This is a genomic window from Cryptosporangium aurantiacum (assembly GCF_900143005.1).
Classification (GTDB): Bacteria; Actinomycetota; Actinomycetes; order Mycobacteriales; family Cryptosporangiaceae; genus Cryptosporangium; species Cryptosporangium aurantiacum.
This window is the reverse complement of sequence record NZ_FRCS01000003.1, coordinates 672,688-688,755: the sequence shown is the minus strand read 5'-3', so window position 1 is coordinate 688,755 and position 16,068 is coordinate 672,688. Positions and strand designations below refer to the sequence as shown.

The following is a 16,068-nucleotide window of genomic DNA, read 5'->3' as shown; positions in this document are numbered from 1 at the left end:
CACCTCGACCGGTGTGGTCTCGAGGCCTTGCGTGCGGCCGTCAGGCTCACCCGTGGGCGAGCCCGTGCACTCAGACGAGCCCAGCCGAGCTGAGCCACTCCTTGGCCACCGTGTCGACGTCCTGCTTGTCGGACACGACCTTCTTCACGAGCTCAGCCAGCGTCGCCGTGTCGAGCTTCGCGGACACCGCGTTCAGCGCGTCGCGCACCGTGTCGTTGACGCCCTCCTTGTTGACCAGCGGCGTCACGTTCTGGGCGCTGAACAGCCCCTTCGGGTCCTCCAGCACGACGAACTCGTTCGCCGGCACCGCCGGGTCGGTGGTGAAGAGGTTGGCCGCCTGGACGTCACCCTTCTTCAGCGCCGACACGGTGATCGGGCCCGCCACGTCGAGCGACTTGAACGACTTGAATTCGGCGCCGTACTTGTCCTTCAGGCCGACGATGCCCTGGACACGGGTCTTGAACTCCGGCGGACCACCGATGACCAGGTCCTTCGCGACCGGCGCCAGGTCCTCGAGCGACTTCAGGTTGTACTTGGCCGCGGTCTCCTTGGTGACCACGACCGAGTCCTTGTCCTCGGCCTCGGACGGGTTCAGCAGCTCCAGCCCGCTCGGCAGCTTGGTCTTGAGCGCGGCGTCGACTTCCTCGCTGGTCGTCGCCGTCGCGGTCTTGTCGAGGTAGGCGAGCAGCGCGCCGTTGTACTCGGGCAGCACGGTCAGGCTGCCCTTCTCGATCTGCGAGTAGATGACCTCGCGCGCGCCGATGTTCAGCTGGCGCTTGACCTTGACGTCCTTCGCCTCCAGCGCCTGGGCGTAGATCTCGCCCAGCAGGACGTTCTCCTGGAAGTTCGCGGAGCCGACAACGACCTCGCCGCCGTTGGCGGAGGAGCCGAGCGGGTCGTCGCCGGAGTCGTCGTCGCCCCCGCCACAGGCGGAGAGCGCCAGCAGCGCGGCGGCACTGCTCAGCGCGAACAGCATCCGGAGATTCTTTCTCATGATTTCCCTCTCGAACGGCACGTGGCGGTTGGATGGTACGAACGGGGTCCGACAGTTCGGGGTTTCACTTGACCAGCGCTCGCTGCTGGACGCCGGGCGAGACGATCAGCCGCTGGACACCGACGAACAGCGCTTCGGTACCGAGCGCGAGCAGCACGGACAGCACCGCGCCGCCGACCATCACCTCGTACTCCCGGCGGGCCAACCCGTCGAAGATGTAGCGGCCGAGGCCACCGAGACCGACGTACGCGGCGATCGTCGCGGTCGAGACGATCTGCACCGCGGCGGTCCGCAGCCCCAGGATGAGGAGCGGGAGCGCGACCGGGAGTTCCACTTGGAACAGGACCTGCGGGCCGGTCATGCCCATGCCGTTGGCGGCGTCCCGGAGTTGCGCGTCCACCTGCCGCACCCCGGCGTAGGTATTCACCAGGATCGGCGGGATGGCCAGGGCGACCAGCGGCAGCAGCGTCGGGGTCAGGCCGATCCCGAAGACGACGACCGTGAGGCCGACCAGGCCGACGGTCGGCAGCGCGCGGGCCGCGCCGGCCGAGTTCACCGCGAGGAACGCGCCGCGCCCGGTGTGCCCGACGAACAGCCCCAGCGGCAGCGCGATCAGTGCGGCGATCAGCAGCGCGAGCCCGGAGTAGTAGAGGTGTTCGAGGACGCGGTTGGGGATCCCGTCGTCGCCGGACCAATTCGCCGGGTCACTGAACCATTCGGCGGCCCTGGTCACGATGTTCATGCGGCAACTCCCGTCGTGGCGGGGTCGGCGACGGGTTCCTCGACCGTCAGCACCGACCCGCCGCCCCGCGTCCACGGTGTGAGCAGCCACTGCACGCCGACGAGGACGGCGTCCAGGATCACGGCCAGCGCGACCGTGAGCACGATGCCGACGATGATCGGCGTGATGAAGCTGCGCTGGATGCCGTCGACGAACAGCTGGCCGAGGCCGCTGATCCCGATCAGCGAACCGACGCTCACCAGGCTCACGTTCGAGACCGTGGCGACCCGCAGACCGGCGATCACGACCGGCACCGCGATCGGCAGGTCGACCTGGATCAGGCGGCGCACGCCACCGAAGCCCATCGCGGTCGCCGCCTGGCTGACGTGCTCGGGCACCGAGCGCAGCCCGTCGACGACGTTCCGTACCAGCACCGAGAGCGTGTAGATCGTCAGCGGGATGATCACGGTCCAGCCGGTGAAGCCGGTGTAGTCGATCAGCACCACGAACAGCGCCAGCGACGGCAGCGCGTAGAAGATGCTGGTCAGCGCCAGCACCGGCGCGTACAGCCGGCGTAGCCGGACGCAGACGATGCCCAGCGGCAGCGCGATCAGCAGCCCGAGGATCACCGGCACGACCGAGAGGTAGAGGTGCTGGGCGAGCAACTCCCCGAGCAGGTCGTAGTGGTCAGGGATCCAGGACCAGCGCCAATCCCAGGTCATTCGGCCGCCCCGGAGGCCGTCCCGGAGACCGCCGCGGAGGCTGCCCCGGCCGACACCGGAGCGGGCGTCCGTCCGCGCAACGCCCCGGTGATCTGCTCCTGCCCGGCGAGGCCGACGACCTTCCCGTCGGCGTCCACGCCGATCGCGTCCCCCGAAGGATTGAGCACCGCGCTGTCGAGCGCGGCCCGCAGCGAGTCGCGTCCGACCGTGAAAACGCGGCCGATCGGCAGCGGGTCACCCTCGGCACCGGGGGCCAGCCACCCCGAAGGCTTCCCGGAGGAATCCACCAGCAGCCGCCAGACCTCGGACGAGCCGGCCGAGGTCACGACCCGTGTGGTGTCCAGGTCCAGGCCCTCCGACCCGACGAACGACAGCCGCCGGACGCCGCGGTCGTCGCCGAGGAACTCCTCGACGAACCCGTCCGACGGCGCCGCCAGCAGCCGCTCGGGGGTGTCGAACTGCCCGATCCGGCCGCCGACCTCCAAGACGCAGACCAGGTCACCGAGTTTCACGGCCTCGTCGATATCGTGCGTGACCAGCACGATCGTCTTGTGCAGCTCGGTCTGCAGGCGCAGGAACTCGTCCTGCAGACCCTTCCGGACCACCGGGTCGACGGCGCTGAACGGCTCGTCCATCAGCATCACCGGCGGGTCGGCGGCCAGCGCCCGGGCCACCCCGACGCGCTGCTGCTGACCGCCGGAGAGCTGGTGCGGATACCGCTTCGCGAACGCGGTGGGTAGCCCCACGCGCTCCAGCAGTTCCAGCGCGGCCGCCCTGGCCGCCTTCTTGTCGCGGCCGAGCAGGAACGGCACCGTGGCCACGTTGTCGACGATCGTCCGGTGGGGGAGCAGCCCCGCCTGCTGGATCACGTAACCGATCCGGCGGCGGAGCGTCGGCGGGTCGACGTCCAGCACGTTCTGGCCGTCCACCGTGATCGTCCCGGACGTCGGGTCGATCATGCGGTTGATCATCCGCAGCGTCGTCGTCTTGCCGCACCCGGACGGACCGACCAGCACCGTGATCTTGCCCGCCGGGATCTCCAGGCTGAGGTCGTCGACGGCGACGGTGCCGTCCGGAAACCGTTTGGTCACGCTCTCGAAGGTGATCACCCGATACTCAGCGCTCCCGCCGGTTGTGAATGGCTTCATTCATGAGTCTGATGTCTGAAGATAGGGTCAGGTCGAAAGTGAGGTGCAGATGTCGGACGTGCTGCTCGACGGCATCGCGCTGACCGCCGAACAGGTCCGCGACGTGGCGCGGGACGGTGGCCGCGTGCTGGTCCATCCGGACGGCGCGACCCGGGCGGGCGCGGCACACCGGACCGTCGCGGCGCTCAGCGCGGCCGGCGGGGTCTACGGTCGGACGACCGGCGTCGGCGCCAACCGGCTGATCGCGGTCGAGTACGAGAGTTCCGCCGGCCCGGTGATCCTCGGCCCGGAGGGCAGCGTGGTGACCGGCGACTCCGCCCCGCAGCAGCCGGTCCGCCACGATCCGCACGGCCTCCGCCTGCTGCGCAGCCATGCGGGCGGCGCCGGTCCGCTGCTCGATCCGATCAGCGTGCGGGCGATGCTCACCGTGCGGCTCAACCAGCTCGCCGCCGGCGGGTCCGGCGTCGCGCCCGACGTGCTCATCGGTCTCGAGACCGCGCTGAACCGCGGGCTGACGCCACCGGTGCACGCGTTCGGCGGCATCGGCACCGGCGACCTGCCCGCGCTCGCGGTCACCGCGCTCTGCCTGCTCGGCGAGGTGCCGTGGCGCGGTGGCTCGATGGAGCCGGTCCCGTTCGACCCGGCGGACGCGCTGTCGTTCATCAGCTCGAACGCCGGCTCGATCGGTGAGGCCGCGCTGGCCTGCGCGGACCTCTCCGAGCTGCTGCGCGCGGGCACGGTGATCACCGCGCTCGCGTTCCTCGCCTGCGACGGCAACAGCGAGGCGTACGAGGCCGTCGTCCACCTCGCCCGGCCGCATCCCGGTCAGCAGACCGTGGCCGCGCGGCTGCGGGACCTGCTCGCCGGCCAGGCCGTCAAGCCGGCCCGGATCCAGGATCCGTACAGCTATCGGGCGGTTCCCCAGGTGCACGGCCCGGCTTTGGACGCCGTCGTCGCGCTGGAGCGCACGCTGGGCATCGAGCTGAACGCGCCGGCCGAGAACCCGCTGGTCGACCCGGTCGGCAACCGCGTGCTGCACAACGCGAACTTCCACACCGCGTACCTCGGCCTGGCCCTGGACGCGATGCGCAACGCGCTCTACCAGACCGCGGCGCTGTCGGTCGCCCGGCTGAGCCTGCTGCTCGAACCAGCCTTCACCGGCTTGACGCCGTTTCTCGCGGCCGGTCCGCCCGGGTCGTCCGGGCTGATGATCCTGGAGTACGTGGCGCACTCGGCACTCGGTGCGCTGCGGCTCAACGCGACGCCGACGTCGCTGGCCACGGCGGTGGTCTCCCGCGGCGTCGAGGAGCACGCGCCGTTCTCGTCGCAGGCTGCCCGCAACTCGCTCGACGCGGTCGCCAGCTACCGGGTCGTGCTCGCCACCGAACTGGTCGCCGCCGTCCGGGCGCTGCGGATGCGTGGCGCGGCCCCGGTCGACGGCCCACTCGCCGACGCCTACCGGTACGTGGCGGAGCGGCTGCCGGATCGGCTCGACGACCGCCCGCTCGACCAGGACGTCGAGGACGCCGCGGCGCTGCTGCCGGCGCTCGCTCGATTCGAAGGGTGAGGTTCCGGTATCGGTGTGTGACGTCCGGCCGGGTGCACGTGCCCGGCCGGACCGGGCGCGCACAGCGGCCCGCGCATCCGGACGACCGGCGTCGAGACGACTCACGGGCCCTATCCTCTGCGCAGACACGCCGTGCGCGCATCTTTGACGTCGAATCGTGACCCACCCAACCCATCAATACGCTCGGGTTTCGAGGCTACCGGTCGGTGAAGAAGCCGACGTCTTCGGCCAGGCCCTCGTACGCTTCGAGCCGTGCCTGGGTGCGCGCCGGCTCGGCGTCCGCCATGGCTTGAAGCACCACCGAGGCGAGGGTCACCGGACCCGCGTACGAGTCGAACACGAGGCGGGTGCCGACGCCGGCCGCGAGCAGGACGTCAACGTCATCGGCGAACGGGGCGATCGGCGCATCGGTCACCACCGCCGTCCGCAGCCCGAGCTGCCGCGCGTACCGGAGTGCCACGATCGTCTCGGCCGCGTAGCGGGGGAGCGCGAACGCGAGCACCCAGGCGCCGCCCGCCTCGCGGGACTGGAGCAGCGCGTCGTAGGCCGCACTCCCGCCGGAGGTGACCACCCGGACGTCCGGGTGGATCCGCTTGGCGGCGTAACCGAAGTAGTCGGCGAGCGGTGCGGAGATCCGCGCGCCGAGCACGGTGAGCGGCGTCGAGGCGGCGAGCTCGCGACCGAGCGTCCCGATCCGGGACGGGTCCTCCAGGGTCTGCCGGAGCGCTTCGAGGTTGCGGATCTCGCCGTCCACGGCCGCCTGCAGTTCGTTCCGCCTGACGGTCTCCGGATCCGGGCGGTCGGCGACCGCGCTCATCGCGATCGGCCGGAGCGCCCGCTGCAGGTCGGGGTAGCCGGAGAAGCCGAGCGCGGCCGCGAACCGGGTCACCGACGGCTGGCTGACCCCCACCTCGGCGGCCAGGTCGACGCTGGAGAGGAACGCGGCCTCGGGCAGGTGGTCGAGCAGGTGCTGGGCGATCCGGCGCTGGGTGGGGGAGAGCCGGTGCTGGTCGAAGAGCGCCAGGAGCCGCTCAGTCGGGGTCCGCGCCCTGTCCCCGGTTCCGTCCCCCACGCCTCCCCCTCTCCCGGTTGACCGCGATGGTACGGTTCCACCCGCCGGTTGGTGATTCGGGATCGGACCTGAGCCATCGCCGCGATACCCGTCAGGCACGGAGCGTCGGAAAGCACCCTCGCCACCGCCTTCGAGACTTTCAGTGGATTGGGCTCGGATGACTATTTACTCGTGGCATCGAACTCGGGGAAAGGTACAGATCCTCGCCTCCTCCGTCGGGCCGGAAGGTGTCTCGTCGGTCACCGTCACCAGCGTCGACGAAGAGAGCACCGCAGCTCCGCTCGTCGACGCGTTGAATCGCATCTCCGCTACTGCGACCATCCCGCTCGGCGTCCGGGATGAGCGCGAGCGCAGGTTCGACAGTTATCCGCGGGATCACCTGCGCGCTCTTGTCGACAGCCAGTACCGCGACACGCTTCTGGTCGGGTCGCACAGCCTGTGGTACGAGTTCGTGAAGCTGCATCTGCACGGAGCGCTCACCGACCTCGACGAGGCACTGAGGACGATGCCCGCACCGGTCCGGACCGCCGTTCAGGACGAACTCGTGGCCGAACACGGCGCACTGCTCGTGGAGTTGGCGGAGTACGAAGGCGCACCCGCTCCGGACTACACGGGGCCCATCCGCCGGTGGGACGACGACTACCCGTTCGTTCCGCATGCCGGTGGCATGCCTGCTCTGAGTAACCGGACTCGCAAAGGCTTCGACAGGTGGGAAAAAGGGCTGAGCGCGGAGGATTTGGCGGAGGCTGTCGACCATCTGCGCATGCTCTTCGACGTCGCGCATTCCAGCACGAATGAGAATCTGCAGTTCGACGAGGTGGATTTCTCGATCTTCGTCGAGCCGGTGGGGGAGGGGCGCACCCTCTTCTTGACGATTGACGCACCGAAGTCCGGGACCGAGCGGGATCGGTGGACGGTCAGCATCTCGCGATGGGACAACGACCTCGAGGACGACGGCGGAGCCAGCGGTGATTCCGTGCTCGATTGCGTCCTCCCTGCCGTGCCGTCCAGGGAGGAGCTGGTTGCGGTGGTGGACGCGTTGACGGACCAGCAAACGCTCGAAACCTGGGCGCACACCGCGGTCGGTGCGGCGTTGCCCGGAACCTCGTTCACCGTGACCCGCCGCTATCTCGAAGTGGTGCACACTTCGTGAACGTGTAGGGCTACCGCGGCTGGCGGGGCGGTGCGGTGGAGTCGCGGACCCACAGGCGCGGCGCGCGGACAAAACGACGGCGGTGCGACCGATTCTCGATCTGGGCGACGGCCAGCGCCGTGGCCTGCCGGACGATGCCGTCGAGATCCCAATCCACGGTGGTGAGCGCCGGTTCGAGCAGCGCGGACATCGGGTGCGAGTCGTAACCGACGACCGAGACGTCCGCCGGGATCGTCAGGCCCAGCGCCCGCGCGGCCGCGTACACGCCGTAGGCGATCGAGTCGGCGAAGCAGAACACGGCGGTCGGCGGGTTGTCCTCCGCGAGGACCTCGGTGGCTACCGCGGTCGCGCCGCCCAGCGCGTGTGGCGACGTGACCAGCCGGACGTCGATCCCGAGCCGCGCGGCCTCGATCCCGACGTGCAGCTCCGCGGGCCGGTCGGGCGTGCTCGGACGGTTCGGCGTGAGCACCGCGATCCGCCGGTGGCCCATGCCGGTGAGGTGCTCCAGCGCGAGCGTCACGCCGGTGCGGTTGTCGAACAGCACCTCCCCGCCCCGGACGCCGTTCAGCGGATCGCCGATCGACACGATCGGCAGCGCACCGGCGAGCTCGGCCCAGTCCGGCGCCGACGGGTCGATCGGCTGTACGACCAGCGCGTCCACCCGCTGGTCACGCAGCTGCCTGGCAAGGATCGCCTCGCGCGCCGGGTCGCCGGCGGCGTCCAGGATCAGTGCGTACCGGTCCTGGCCGAGCAGCTCCCGTCCCATCGCCACCGCGAGAGACTGCTGCCAGAGGTCCTCCAGCGAGCCACAGAGCAGCCCGACCGTGCCGGTGCGGCCGCTGGCCAGCGCGCGAGCGATCGGGTCGGCCTCGTATCCGAGTTCGGCGGCGGCCTCCCGGACCCGGCGCTGGGTCTCCTCGGAGGTCTGCAGGCCACGCAACGCGTAGGAGACCGCGGCGGTGGAGAGCCCGGTCGCCTCGGCCACGTGACGGATCGTGGCCCGTTTCCGTTGTTGCGGCACGGTTCCAGCCTAATGACCGGCACCGCACGTTGGTTTGTCTGCGCAGGTAAGCCACGAAGTCGCCTTATTCCGGTGAGAATAAGGCCACTTCGTGGCGCATCCGCGCGTGGCGGCTGTGGGAGGGAGGGGAGCGATGACACTCGGACCGATCGTGTTGGTGCCGATGTTCATCATCGGGGGAACCCTGTTCCTCGCGCTGGCGGCCGCCGGCACGGCGATCACGGCAGGGCTGATCAGCGTCGGGTACGGCCGCTGGGGCCGAGCGGCGCTCGGCCGGCCCCCGGAGTTCACCGGGACGGACTCCGGCCTGGACGTGCTGGACGAGTGATGCCACCCCCCACGGCTGGCGAGCGGGGCGTGCGTGGGCGGCGGCCCGGCTGTACCGGGCCGCCGCCGTACGGGCAGTGACCTACTTGATCTGCTCGGCGAGGTCCGAGACGACGTCGATCAGCTGGTCCTTCGTCAGCACCTGGTTGTGGGCCTCCAGGATCAGAACCCGCTTCTCCGGTAGCGCGATCCGCACCTCGGTGTAGTCGGCCTCCGCCGAGAAGCGCCAGTGCCGAACCGTCATCGCCTGGCCCTGCGGCCCCTTCCGTGAGACACAGTCGCCGTCCTTCGTGCACGTGAGGGACCTGACCGCGTCGTTCTCGACGGCATCCCGGACCTCCGCGCATTGTGCCGGGCTGGCCTTGCACGGACCGGGGTCGTACGGCCCCTCCACCCGCAACAGCAGCAGGCCGGAGCGGCCCTGATAGTCGATCGATCCGGTCACCGTGAACAGGTCTTTCGCCTCCCGGTCCGAGATCACCGGCGGGTGGCCCTCGCGCCAGCGGAAGCCCGGCGCCGCCTTCTGCAGCGCCTCGTCGTACGCCTCGCTCAGGCGGGCGCCGCTGGCCTCGGCCGCCTTCTCGGTGTCGACGACCAGCCGGAACCGGGTGTCCGCCGCGACCGGTGGCGCCGCCGACTGCGTCCCGGTCTGGAAGTAGCTGGCGCCGGTGGCCACCAGTGCGACGACGATGAAGGCGAGCGCCGATCGCTGCATCATGCGGACACGGCGGACGCGCCGGACGATCCGATCGACGTCGACGGTCGAGGGCGGCGGCTCACCGATCAGGTCGTCGAACATCTGCTGGGTCATGGTTTTCTCCCTGGGTGGAAGGTGCGCCCGGTCACGGGCGCTGGGGGGTGGGACAGCACGCGGAGGGAAGCCAGCCCGCGAGCTGCTTGGCTCTTCACGGTGCCGGGCGCGATCCGGAGGATCTCCGCGGTCTCCTCGATGCTGAAGTCGAGGTAGTACCGCAGGACCAGCACCGCCCGCTGCCGCGGGCCGACCGCGTCGAGGAGCGCCTCGAGCGAGGCGTGGTCCTCGACGCGGTCGTCGGGTGAGAGCCCACGGTCGGGCAACTCGTCGCTCGCGTGCTCCCGGCGCCACGGACGACGACGTTCGTCCAACCACGATCGCGCCAGGATGCGCTGCGCGTATGCGTCCGGGTTATCCGCGGCGCACACCTTCCGCCAGTGCTGGAACAGCTTCGTGACGGTCGTCGAGACCAGATCGTCGGCGGTGTGCCAGTCGCGGCACAGCAGAAACGCGCTGCGTCGCCAGCGGTCCATCCGCTCCTCGACGAAGGCCGTGAACCGTTCTTCGTCTGCTTTACGCAAGGCCGGACTCCTGTCGGGCGAGAGATACCCGTACGACGGAGCGATCGTGGCCCAGGGTTGCATCCGCCGGCGGCGGTCGCTCTCAGAACAGGACGGTGGACAGGTAGCAGCCGGACGCGAACGCGATGAGCGCGAGTGAGGCCCAGGCGCCGACGATCGCTCCGCGCGTCATCCGGTCCTCCCAGATCAACCGCGGCCGGTCCTGACCGCGCCACGCTTCGCGCAGCAGCTCGCGCTGGCGTCGCGCGTGCCGGCGATCCGGGCAGGCGCGCAAGAAGCCCCTGGCCCACTCCTTGCACGGCTCCGGATCGTCCTCGACCGTCGAGCGGCAGGGGACCGGCACGAAAAACGCGAACGCGAGGAGCGCCACCAGGCCGACGACGCCGGCGACGAGCCACCAGGTGAGAAGCAGCGCGCCGCCGCCACCGACCGCCAGCAGCGCCCAGGGCCAGAGGCGCTGACCGGGCGATCGGCGCAGTCGTTCCATCTCGGCGGCGAGCTGCACGAGTTCGTGACCGTCATCCAGCCGGTCGACGGTCTGCATCGCTTCCCGCTCCGCCGGATAGGAGCAGGCCACGCACCGGATGACGTTCGACGACGAGCCCGTGCCGACCTTCAAGCGGTACTTCGCGGGCTGGTGGTCGCTGTAGTTCTTCGGATAGAGGACCTTCTCCCGGGTGCATTCCGACCCTGCCGGCGCTCGCTCGAACTCCAGTGCCACCAGCCAGCCCCTTCCGTCTACCCGGATCGATGGTCCACACCGGAGCAGCCGGTGCGCAGGCGATCCGGCGAGCCTGTGACTGGTGAGGTCGAGCGTGTCCAATGGTGTTTTGCCCACCACCTCGGGCCGTCATGCAATGAGCGGCCTCGGCGCCGACCCGAGCCGGGTTTCCCGTCCGGCCCGGAGGGCGACCGGGCGCGCGCCGTGTACGACGCGACCCGGGCGGTGGCGACCGGTAACCCGTATCAGGCGCCGGTGCTGGCGTCGACGGCGCGGGATATCACCGAGGCGGTTCTCGAAACGCTCGCCGACCGCGGGTACCTGGCTCCTCTCGCCGACCAGCCGAAGGCCCGGACTCGCGACTGCGAGAACGACGGCACGCACGGCGAACACGAATGGACGGAAGACGACATCGACGGTGCGCATGTAACCGAGCGCGACCGCGAACTCGACCCGCCCCGACCGGTCACCACCGACCCGGGTGAGCGCGTCGTGATCCACTACGACGGCGAGAGACTGGCGCGCGCTCTCGGCGATGCGGTCGATCAGAATGCCCGAAACCGCGTGCTGTATCGCCGCTCCGGCTGATCGCGGGGCGACGCGCACCGTTCCACGATCGCTACGATCGCGCCGTCCACCGTTGAGGATCGGGCGGACACCAGGCCGTGCCGTCACGCTGGTTCAGGACGGCAGCGCCTCCGGCGCCTCTCGCCCGCTGCAACGGGACATCGAGGGGCGCCGTCGCGCGTCTGGGTGACGGCTGCGGCGCGGCGCGGTCTCACCGCGCGCGTTACCCTGGCCGCGTGGTCGCTGTTCCCGCCGTGACCGGTATCCGTCCTCCGCTGGCTCTGTCTGTTGGTCCAGGTGGCGACGCGGATCGAAGGCCCCTTGCCCGAGGGGCCTTCGTCGTTTCCGGGGCGACGCGGTACCGAGCCTTGCACGTTCGTCGGGGCGTGGTCGGTCCCGCGGGAGCGGCGCTGCTGTGGGCGGGGGCATTGCGCCCCCGCCCACGCTCAGAGGGTCAGATGCAGCGGACCCGAACGAGCAACCGATCGTTGAGCGACAAGTTGTTCCCGGCGCCGAACCAGCCGTTCCGGAAGGTGTTCGGCACCCGGAGCGTGTGGTCCAGGCGTCCCGTCGCGGAATCGCCGCCTACCTGGTTCTCGATGTAGGCGCCCCCGCTGAGTGGCTGCATCCCCGAGGGGCAGGACTGGTATCCACTTGCGATTTGGCTCGCGCCCCGCAGGTGCACGGCAGCCGGTGCCTGGATCGAGCCCGGCAAGCGGGCGCACAGCGCCCTGACCACTAGCCTGTCGGTGGGCACGCTGGTGTGCACCGTCACCTTCCAGCCGGTGCCGTCCGCGGTGGCGATGCTGCCGACCATCCGGATTCCGCCGACCGAGGGCGGGTTCGTGGGCTGGTTGGCCACCAGGTACCCGCCGCCGCCGTAGGCGACCTCCCCGGGCAAGCATCGTGCAGTGGCGGTGCGGAGCGTAGAGCTGGACGCGGGGGCGGTCGCCGTCGCCGTCGCGGTTCCCGGAGGCACCTGGGCGAACGGCGCGCAGGTCGCCTGTATGAAGAGGTGGTTCGTCGGGGACGGGTGGAGCGGAGCGCCGACTGCGCGCGCTACCCGCCCGCCGGTCACCGAATGGCCCACCCCGGTCAGCGTGGCGTTGCTGGCGCCGATGGACAGCAGTGCCTCCCCCGCCGGACACTGCACATTGCCGGCGAGTTGCCTGACCGGCGCGCCGGTCGCCGCGGCTACGTCGAGGTCGTGCAGACCCGGGATCGCCGCTGAGGCCGGTGACGCCGGTAGGGCGACCAGCGCGGCGACGGCGAGCGTCAGTACTGCGAGTAATCGTGTGACTTTCATGAACTCTCCTGAGAGAAGTGGACTTCGAACGGACAAAGTCAACGCTTTCAGTGAACGTTCAACTAGGTAGATCTGCACACAGTGGACGTGACGGGGATCTCGACCATGCTCGTGGACACGACTGCTGTGTTCACCGAGGCGGCAGCCCGCCGGACTGAGCTGCGCCGCCACTCGGCTGGATTCGGGGCGCCCGCAACCGGCCCTCTCTCTGCGACAAGGGGGCCGACGCCGTTTCGGTGACCGGCGTCGCCGAATTCCCGTGTTGTGGTTCCGCCTACCAGCGCCGTCGCGCGGCAACACTCGGATCCTGGGCTATCTCCGCCGCGATTGCCGACCACCTCGCACCGGACGGCGGCGGATTCGTCACCGCCTTCCACCTGGCCGTGGAGTACGTGGATGCCGACGGGAACCAGTGCCACGTCCGGGTCTACCCGGCCGAGCAGCGGGCCACGGTGACGATGGGCCTGCTCCAGTGGGAGATCGGTGTGGCCCGGTACGAGCAGCAGCGGCATGCCTGCGGGAATCTGGTGCACGAGTTCGGCACGATCGTGGCCGACTACTTCGGCCACATTCCGTACCAGGTTGGTTCGTCGATCACCTCGAAGGACTGGCGCGACGTCGATGTTCGGCTGATCCTGCCCGACGACGAGTTCGCGGCGATGTTCGGCGAGATCCAAAGCGCCGAGGTGAACGTGAAGCTGGCCGCGGTCTCGCTGGCGTTCGCGGCCCTCGGCCAGGCGATGACCGGGCTGCCGATCGATTTCCAGATCCAGCCGCAGACGCACGCCAACGAGAAGCACCCCGGGCGGCGTAACGCGCTTATTGAGTACCGGCCCGCCGACGTCTGAACCGGCTGGCGAGGGGGCGAACGTGCCCCGCCTGCTCTCCCGCCTGCTCGACCGGATCGCTGACGTCCTGGTCGGCCCGCCCCGCGGGCTGTCCGCTCGCGCGCAGCTTTCACTGCGGCTGGCCGAGGAGCCGCCGCCGGCCAGCGCCATCCGCCGGACGAACAAGCAGCTGCAAGAGCATGGCCTAACCGGACGCGCCCTCGCGACCACGGCGGCGTGCGCGAAGTGCGGCACGCGGGACCGTCCTCTTGCGATCCGCCGCCTGACCAGAAACCTCGCCGAGTGGCGCTGCGATGCACCGGAGTGTGCGCCGTGAAGCCCGCCGGTCTCGTCGCGATCATCGGCCTGGTCCTGATCGCTGCCACCTTCGCTGGCTGCCTCGGTGCGCTGTTTCTCTGGCCGGTCGAGCCCCACACCCCCGGAGCTACCGGTCCCGGTCAGCTCTCCGGTGGAGCAGGAGGCGAGGCCGCACCCGCAGCGGAGGTAGCCCTGCCTTGTGCCGGGCCGTGCGGCAAGCGGCGGCGGCCAGTTGGTGGCGGCGTGACCAGTCGTTATTGACTTCTGCCTCGACCTCCTGCCAGCTTCTGGACGCCGTCGGTGAAGGCATGCCCGATGCCGGGGGAGAGCATCGGGGCGGCGCGTTGTCGATCGTGGTGCTGGTGCCGGGGAGTTGGATCGGAGCACGGTTGTCGTCACCGGCTGGTTCCTGCCCGCGTGGCGGCTGGGTACGGGCTGTCGCGGTAGGTGAACGGGTTCCTCAGCGGGGAACGGCTGCGGGTGACCGGCGTGACGATCTCGGTGGCCGGCGCGCTACTGCTGATCGTCGACCAGTTCCGTTGAGTTTGGCCTTTTGAGCGTGGTCCGTCTGACCAGGGAGCGACCGAGTCGAGTGCTGCGAGGACGACCTTCGATCAGACGGACCCTGACGCGAGTGGATCGGCGGCTTACGGCTCGCAGGTGACGGTGACCTCGGCCCGGAAGATCTGTCCGAAAGTGGGGTGGGCGAACGGTCCGAAGACCTGCGGCTCACCGGACACCGTGCACGCGCCGTAGAAGCCTTCCGACTGTGCGGTGTTCTGCGCGTCGTCGAACGCGCTCTGGATGGCGTTCTGGGCGGTCACGCCGCGTCCCCCGCCAGTGAACAACGGGCTGGCCGTGGCCGGTAGGGCGGCCGCAATGACCAGCGCCGCAGCGCCAGCCGCTGCGGCCAGCGCCGCGCCGGCGCGAGGGCTCCCGCGTAGCTTCATCGATGTGCTCCCTTCTCGGGTTGTGCAACGCCAACTGGGAAGGCACCTCGGCAACCCGACTGGTTCAGCCGAGGCATGACGACGGGTTCGTAGCGAGACCACGGACCCGGAGGATCCTGCTGGACGCGGAACAGAGAGGACGCGGCCAGCAGTTGAGCGTTGAACTTCCTTAGCATCCGCCCGCGACGACCCGCGATCAAGGGATGCGCTGTTCGATGTGGAGGGAATCCCGTGGCGGGCGCCCCGCAAACCGGAGCTGTCGATTCAGCTGATATCGGGGAGGTGCTCACGCGACCAGAACCGACTATTTCGCCGAGAAGCGCTCCGAAAGGCGGCCTGTTGCGACCCCGTACGTTGCATCTGGCCGCGGCAGGAACCGCACGACCCGTATCTACCGGCTCCGGTCAGCTCGACGGCGACACCGTAGGCAGCTCCGGCCGGACCTGCCGCAGGTACTCGGCGAGCGCTTCACCGACCGGGCGGGCTGCAACGCTGACCTCGGTGCGGCACGCCGGGCAGTGCAGGTTCCCGTCGGCGTCTTCCTCGAGGAGCTGCGGCGTGCCGGCCGCGTCGCACTCGACCTCCCACGTGGCCATGGGGCGACGGTAGGCGCCGGGTACGACAGAACGCGAGGTGCCGCCGATGATCGTCGTACTGATCGAACACCCGGATGGCGGCGTCTACGGGCCGTGGGAACTGGCCGACGACGGCAGCCACTACGACGAGATCCAGGCGTTCCTCCGCAGGTGGCATGCTGCGCACGACGACGCCGAACCCACGCAGGTCACCGTGTCCGCCGGAGCTCACCGAAATCCTGCACTGGCACTTCGAGGCGTACCCGCCCGAGCCGGACGGGCTGATCTTCGCCGGTGTGCAGGGCGGTCCGGTGTCGTATGCGTACTCGCTGCGGCTGTCGCACATAGCGCGCGGAGGGTCGCGTTCACGCCGGAGGTCGCGGCGACGTCGCTGGCGTTGACGCCGTATCACCTCCGGTATGCGGGGGTCACGACGATGCTCCGTGGCGGCATGCAGCCGAAGGACGTGGCGGACCTCGTGGGGAACTCGTTGAAGGTGCTGCTGGAGATCTACGCGCAGATTCTCGATGGTGGCGAGGCGGAGCGGCGGCGTCAGCATCAGGCGTCGTTCGGCTATCGGCCGGGTGCGCGCACACACAACGCACACAACCAGTGGGGGGCGGTGAGGGTGAGACGTCGGGGTTTCCGCAGGTTACAAGGCTGATGCTGGACTTGACAGAAGGATCAGTGAACCGGTTAACTGAAGCGGTTAACCCACTCGATCTGTAGGAATAATATTCCCGC

19 protein-coding genes are annotated in these 16,068 nt (G+C 69.8%); 7 read left to right on the top strand and 12 right to left on the bottom strand.

Features of this window, described 5'->3' with window-relative positions; genetic code table 11:
• Positions 1–70 precede the first annotated feature (70 nt).
• From BUB75_RS14100 to BUB75_RS14085, 4 genes are all read right to left on the bottom strand, one after another.
• The gene (locus BUB75_RS14100; RefSeq protein WP_084741027.1) at positions 71–994 is read right to left on the bottom strand and encodes an ABC transporter substrate-binding protein; all 924 of its coding nucleotides are present in this window, start codon (positions 992–994) and stop codon (positions 71–73) included.
• A 64-nt stretch (positions 995–1,058) separates the two neighbouring features.
• Positions 1,059–1,736, bottom strand: a complete 678-nt coding sequence (locus tag BUB75_RS14095; protein WP_073256941.1) for an ABC transporter permease — start codon at positions 1,734–1,736, stop codon at positions 1,059–1,061.
• Positions 1,733–2,437: an ABC transporter permease gene (locus BUB75_RS14090; protein ID WP_073256939.1), complete on the bottom strand. Its 705-nt coding sequence runs from the start codon at positions 2,435–2,437 to the stop codon at positions 1,733–1,735. Before BUB75_RS14090 ends, BUB75_RS14095 begins: the two co-directional genes overlap by 4 nt.
• Positions 2,434–3,546 (bottom strand): ATP-binding cassette domain-containing protein, encoded by a 1,113-nt coding sequence (locus BUB75_RS14085; RefSeq protein ID WP_073256936.1) that lies wholly within the window; start codon positions 3,544–3,546, stop codon positions 2,434–2,436. The genes BUB75_RS14090 and BUB75_RS14085 overlap by 4 nt, the downstream gene beginning before the upstream one ends.
• An 88-nt stretch (positions 3,547–3,634) precedes the next feature.
• Here BUB75_RS14085 and BUB75_RS14080 point away from each other — a divergent pair, with 88 nt between their 5' ends.
• Entirely contained in the window at positions 3,635–5,152 is a 1,518-nt protein-coding gene (locus BUB75_RS14080; RefSeq protein ID WP_073257263.1) for an aromatic amino acid ammonia-lyase, read from the top strand.
• Positions 5,153–5,348: 196 nt separating this feature from the next.
• Here the strand turns inward: BUB75_RS14080 and BUB75_RS14075 are convergent, their stop codons facing one another.
• Complete coding sequence (locus tag BUB75_RS14075; RefSeq protein ID WP_073256933.1) at positions 5,349–6,224, bottom strand: MurR/RpiR family transcriptional regulator; 876 nt, start codon at positions 6,222–6,224, stop codon at positions 5,349–5,351.
• Positions 6,225–6,381: 157 nt separating this feature from the next.
• Between BUB75_RS14075 and BUB75_RS14070 the strand changes: the two genes are divergently transcribed.
• The gene (locus BUB75_RS14070; RefSeq protein WP_073256930.1) at positions 6,382–7,377 is read left to right on the top strand and encodes a hypothetical protein; all 996 of its coding nucleotides are present in this window, start codon (positions 6,382–6,384) and stop codon (positions 7,375–7,377) included.
• 10 nt (positions 7,378–7,387) lie between these two features.
• On the opposite strand, the gene BUB75_RS14065 is transcribed toward BUB75_RS14070, so the two are convergent.
• Positions 7,388–8,362, bottom strand: coding sequence for a LacI family DNA-binding transcriptional regulator (locus BUB75_RS14065; RefSeq protein WP_218617516.1), 975 nt, complete (start codon positions 8,360–8,362; stop codon positions 7,388–7,390).
• Positions 8,363–8,531: 169 nt separating this feature from the next.
• Between BUB75_RS14065 and BUB75_RS14060 the strand changes: the two genes are divergently transcribed.
• A complete protein-coding gene (locus BUB75_RS14060) occupies positions 8,532–8,726 on the top strand; it encodes a hypothetical protein (RefSeq protein WP_073256924.1) in 195 nt (64 codons plus the stop codon).
• Positions 8,727–8,807: 81 nt separating this feature from the next.
• Here the strand turns inward: BUB75_RS14060 and BUB75_RS14055 are convergent, their stop codons facing one another.
• From BUB75_RS14055 to BUB75_RS14045, 3 genes are all read right to left on the bottom strand, one after another.
• Complete coding sequence (locus BUB75_RS14055) at positions 8,808–9,536, bottom strand: hypothetical protein (RefSeq protein ID WP_073256921.1); 729 nt, start codon at positions 9,534–9,536, stop codon at positions 8,808–8,810.
• Positions 9,533–10,060, bottom strand: a complete 528-nt coding sequence (locus BUB75_RS14050; RefSeq protein WP_218617503.1) for a SigE family RNA polymerase sigma factor — start codon at positions 10,058–10,060, stop codon at positions 9,533–9,535. Before BUB75_RS14050 ends, BUB75_RS14055 begins: the two co-directional genes overlap by 4 nt.
• 82 nt (positions 10,061–10,142) lie before the next feature.
• Positions 10,143–10,781 carry a hypothetical protein gene (locus BUB75_RS14045; protein ID WP_073256918.1) on the bottom strand — a complete coding sequence of 213 codons (639 nt, stop codon included), beginning with the start codon at positions 10,779–10,781 and terminating at the stop codon, positions 10,143–10,145.
• Between the two features lie 204 nt (positions 10,782–10,985).
• On the opposite strand from BUB75_RS14045, the gene BUB75_RS14040 reads away from it, so the two are divergent.
• A complete protein-coding gene (locus BUB75_RS14040; RefSeq protein ID WP_073256915.1) occupies positions 10,986–11,369 on the top strand; it encodes a hypothetical protein in 384 nt (127 codons plus the stop codon).
• A 433-nt stretch (positions 11,370–11,802) separates the two neighbouring features.
• On the opposite strand, the gene BUB75_RS14035 is transcribed toward BUB75_RS14040, so the two are convergent.
• Positions 11,803–12,654 (bottom strand): hypothetical protein, encoded by an 852-nt coding sequence (locus BUB75_RS14035; RefSeq protein ID WP_073256912.1) that lies wholly within the window; start codon positions 12,652–12,654, stop codon positions 11,803–11,805.
• A 236-nt stretch (positions 12,655–12,890) separates the two neighbouring features.
• Here BUB75_RS14035 and BUB75_RS14030 point away from each other — a divergent pair, with 236 nt between their 5' ends.
• Complete coding sequence (locus tag BUB75_RS14030) at positions 12,891–13,502, top strand: hypothetical protein (RefSeq protein ID WP_073256909.1); 612 nt, start codon at positions 12,891–12,893, stop codon at positions 13,500–13,502.
• Positions 13,503–13,524: 22 nt separating this feature from the next.
• Positions 13,525–13,818 carry a hypothetical protein gene (locus tag BUB75_RS14025; RefSeq protein WP_073256906.1) on the top strand — a complete coding sequence of 98 codons (294 nt, stop codon included), beginning with the start codon at positions 13,525–13,527 and terminating at the stop codon, positions 13,816–13,818.
• 628 nt (positions 13,819–14,446) lie between these two features.
• Here BUB75_RS14025 and BUB75_RS45100 read toward each other — a convergent pair.
• Together BUB75_RS45100 and BUB75_RS14020 are read right to left on the bottom strand one after the other, a co-directional pair.
• Entirely contained in the window at positions 14,447–14,749 is a 303-nt protein-coding gene (locus BUB75_RS45100) for a hypothetical protein (protein WP_143175188.1), read from the bottom strand.
• A gap of 404 nt (positions 14,750–15,153) precedes the next feature.
• Complete coding sequence (locus BUB75_RS14020; protein ID WP_073256903.1) at positions 15,154–15,345, bottom strand: hypothetical protein; 192 nt, start codon at positions 15,343–15,345, stop codon at positions 15,154–15,156.
• Positions 15,346–15,391: 46 nt separating this feature from the next.
• Between BUB75_RS14020 and BUB75_RS14015 the strand changes: the two genes are divergently transcribed.
• Positions 15,392–15,988, top strand: coding sequence for a hypothetical protein (locus BUB75_RS14015; RefSeq protein WP_143175187.1), 597 nt, complete (start codon positions 15,392–15,394; stop codon positions 15,986–15,988).
• Positions 15,989–16,068 lie beyond the last annotated feature (80 nt).

Bases quoted from the DNA above. Each gene is read 5' to 3' on its own strand.
- BUB75_RS14100 (WP_084741027.1), bottom strand. From the start codon at position 994: ATGAGAAAGAATCTCCGGATGCTGTTCGCGCTGAGCAGTGCCGCCGCG.
- BUB75_RS14095 (WP_073256941.1), bottom strand. From the start codon at position 1,736: ATGAACATCGTGACCAGGGCCGCCGAATGGTTCAGTGACCCGGCGAAT.
- BUB75_RS14090 (WP_073256939.1), bottom strand. From the start codon at position 2,437: ATGACCTGGGATTGGCGCTGGTCCTGGATCCCTGACCACTACGACCTG.
- BUB75_RS14080 (WP_073257263.1), top strand. From the start codon at position 3,635: ATGTCGGACGTGCTGCTCGACGGCATCGCGCTGACCGCCGAACAGGTC.
- BUB75_RS14070 (WP_073256930.1), top strand. From the start codon at position 6,382: ATGACTATTTACTCGTGGCATCGAACTCGGGGAAAGGTACAGATCCTC.
- BUB75_RS14060 (WP_073256924.1), top strand. From the start codon at position 8,532: ATGACACTCGGACCGATCGTGTTGGTGCCGATGTTCATCATCGGGGGA.
- BUB75_RS14055 (WP_073256921.1), bottom strand. From the start codon at position 9,536: ATGACCCAGCAGATGTTCGACGACCTGATCGGTGAGCCGCCGCCCTCG.
- BUB75_RS14035 (WP_073256912.1), bottom strand. From the start codon at position 12,654: ATGAAAGTCACACGATTACTCGCAGTACTGACGCTCGCCGTCGCCGCG.
- BUB75_RS45100 (WP_143175188.1), bottom strand. From the start codon at position 14,749: ATGAAGCTACGCGGGAGCCCTCGCGCCGGCGCGGCGCTGGCCGCAGCG.
- BUB75_RS14020 (WP_073256903.1), bottom strand. From the start codon at position 15,345: ATGGCCACGTGGGAGGTCGAGTGCGACGCGGCCGGCACGCCGCAGCTC.
- BUB75_RS14015 (WP_143175187.1), top strand. From the start codon at position 15,392: ATGATCGTCGTACTGATCGAACACCCGGATGGCGGCGTCTACGGGCCG.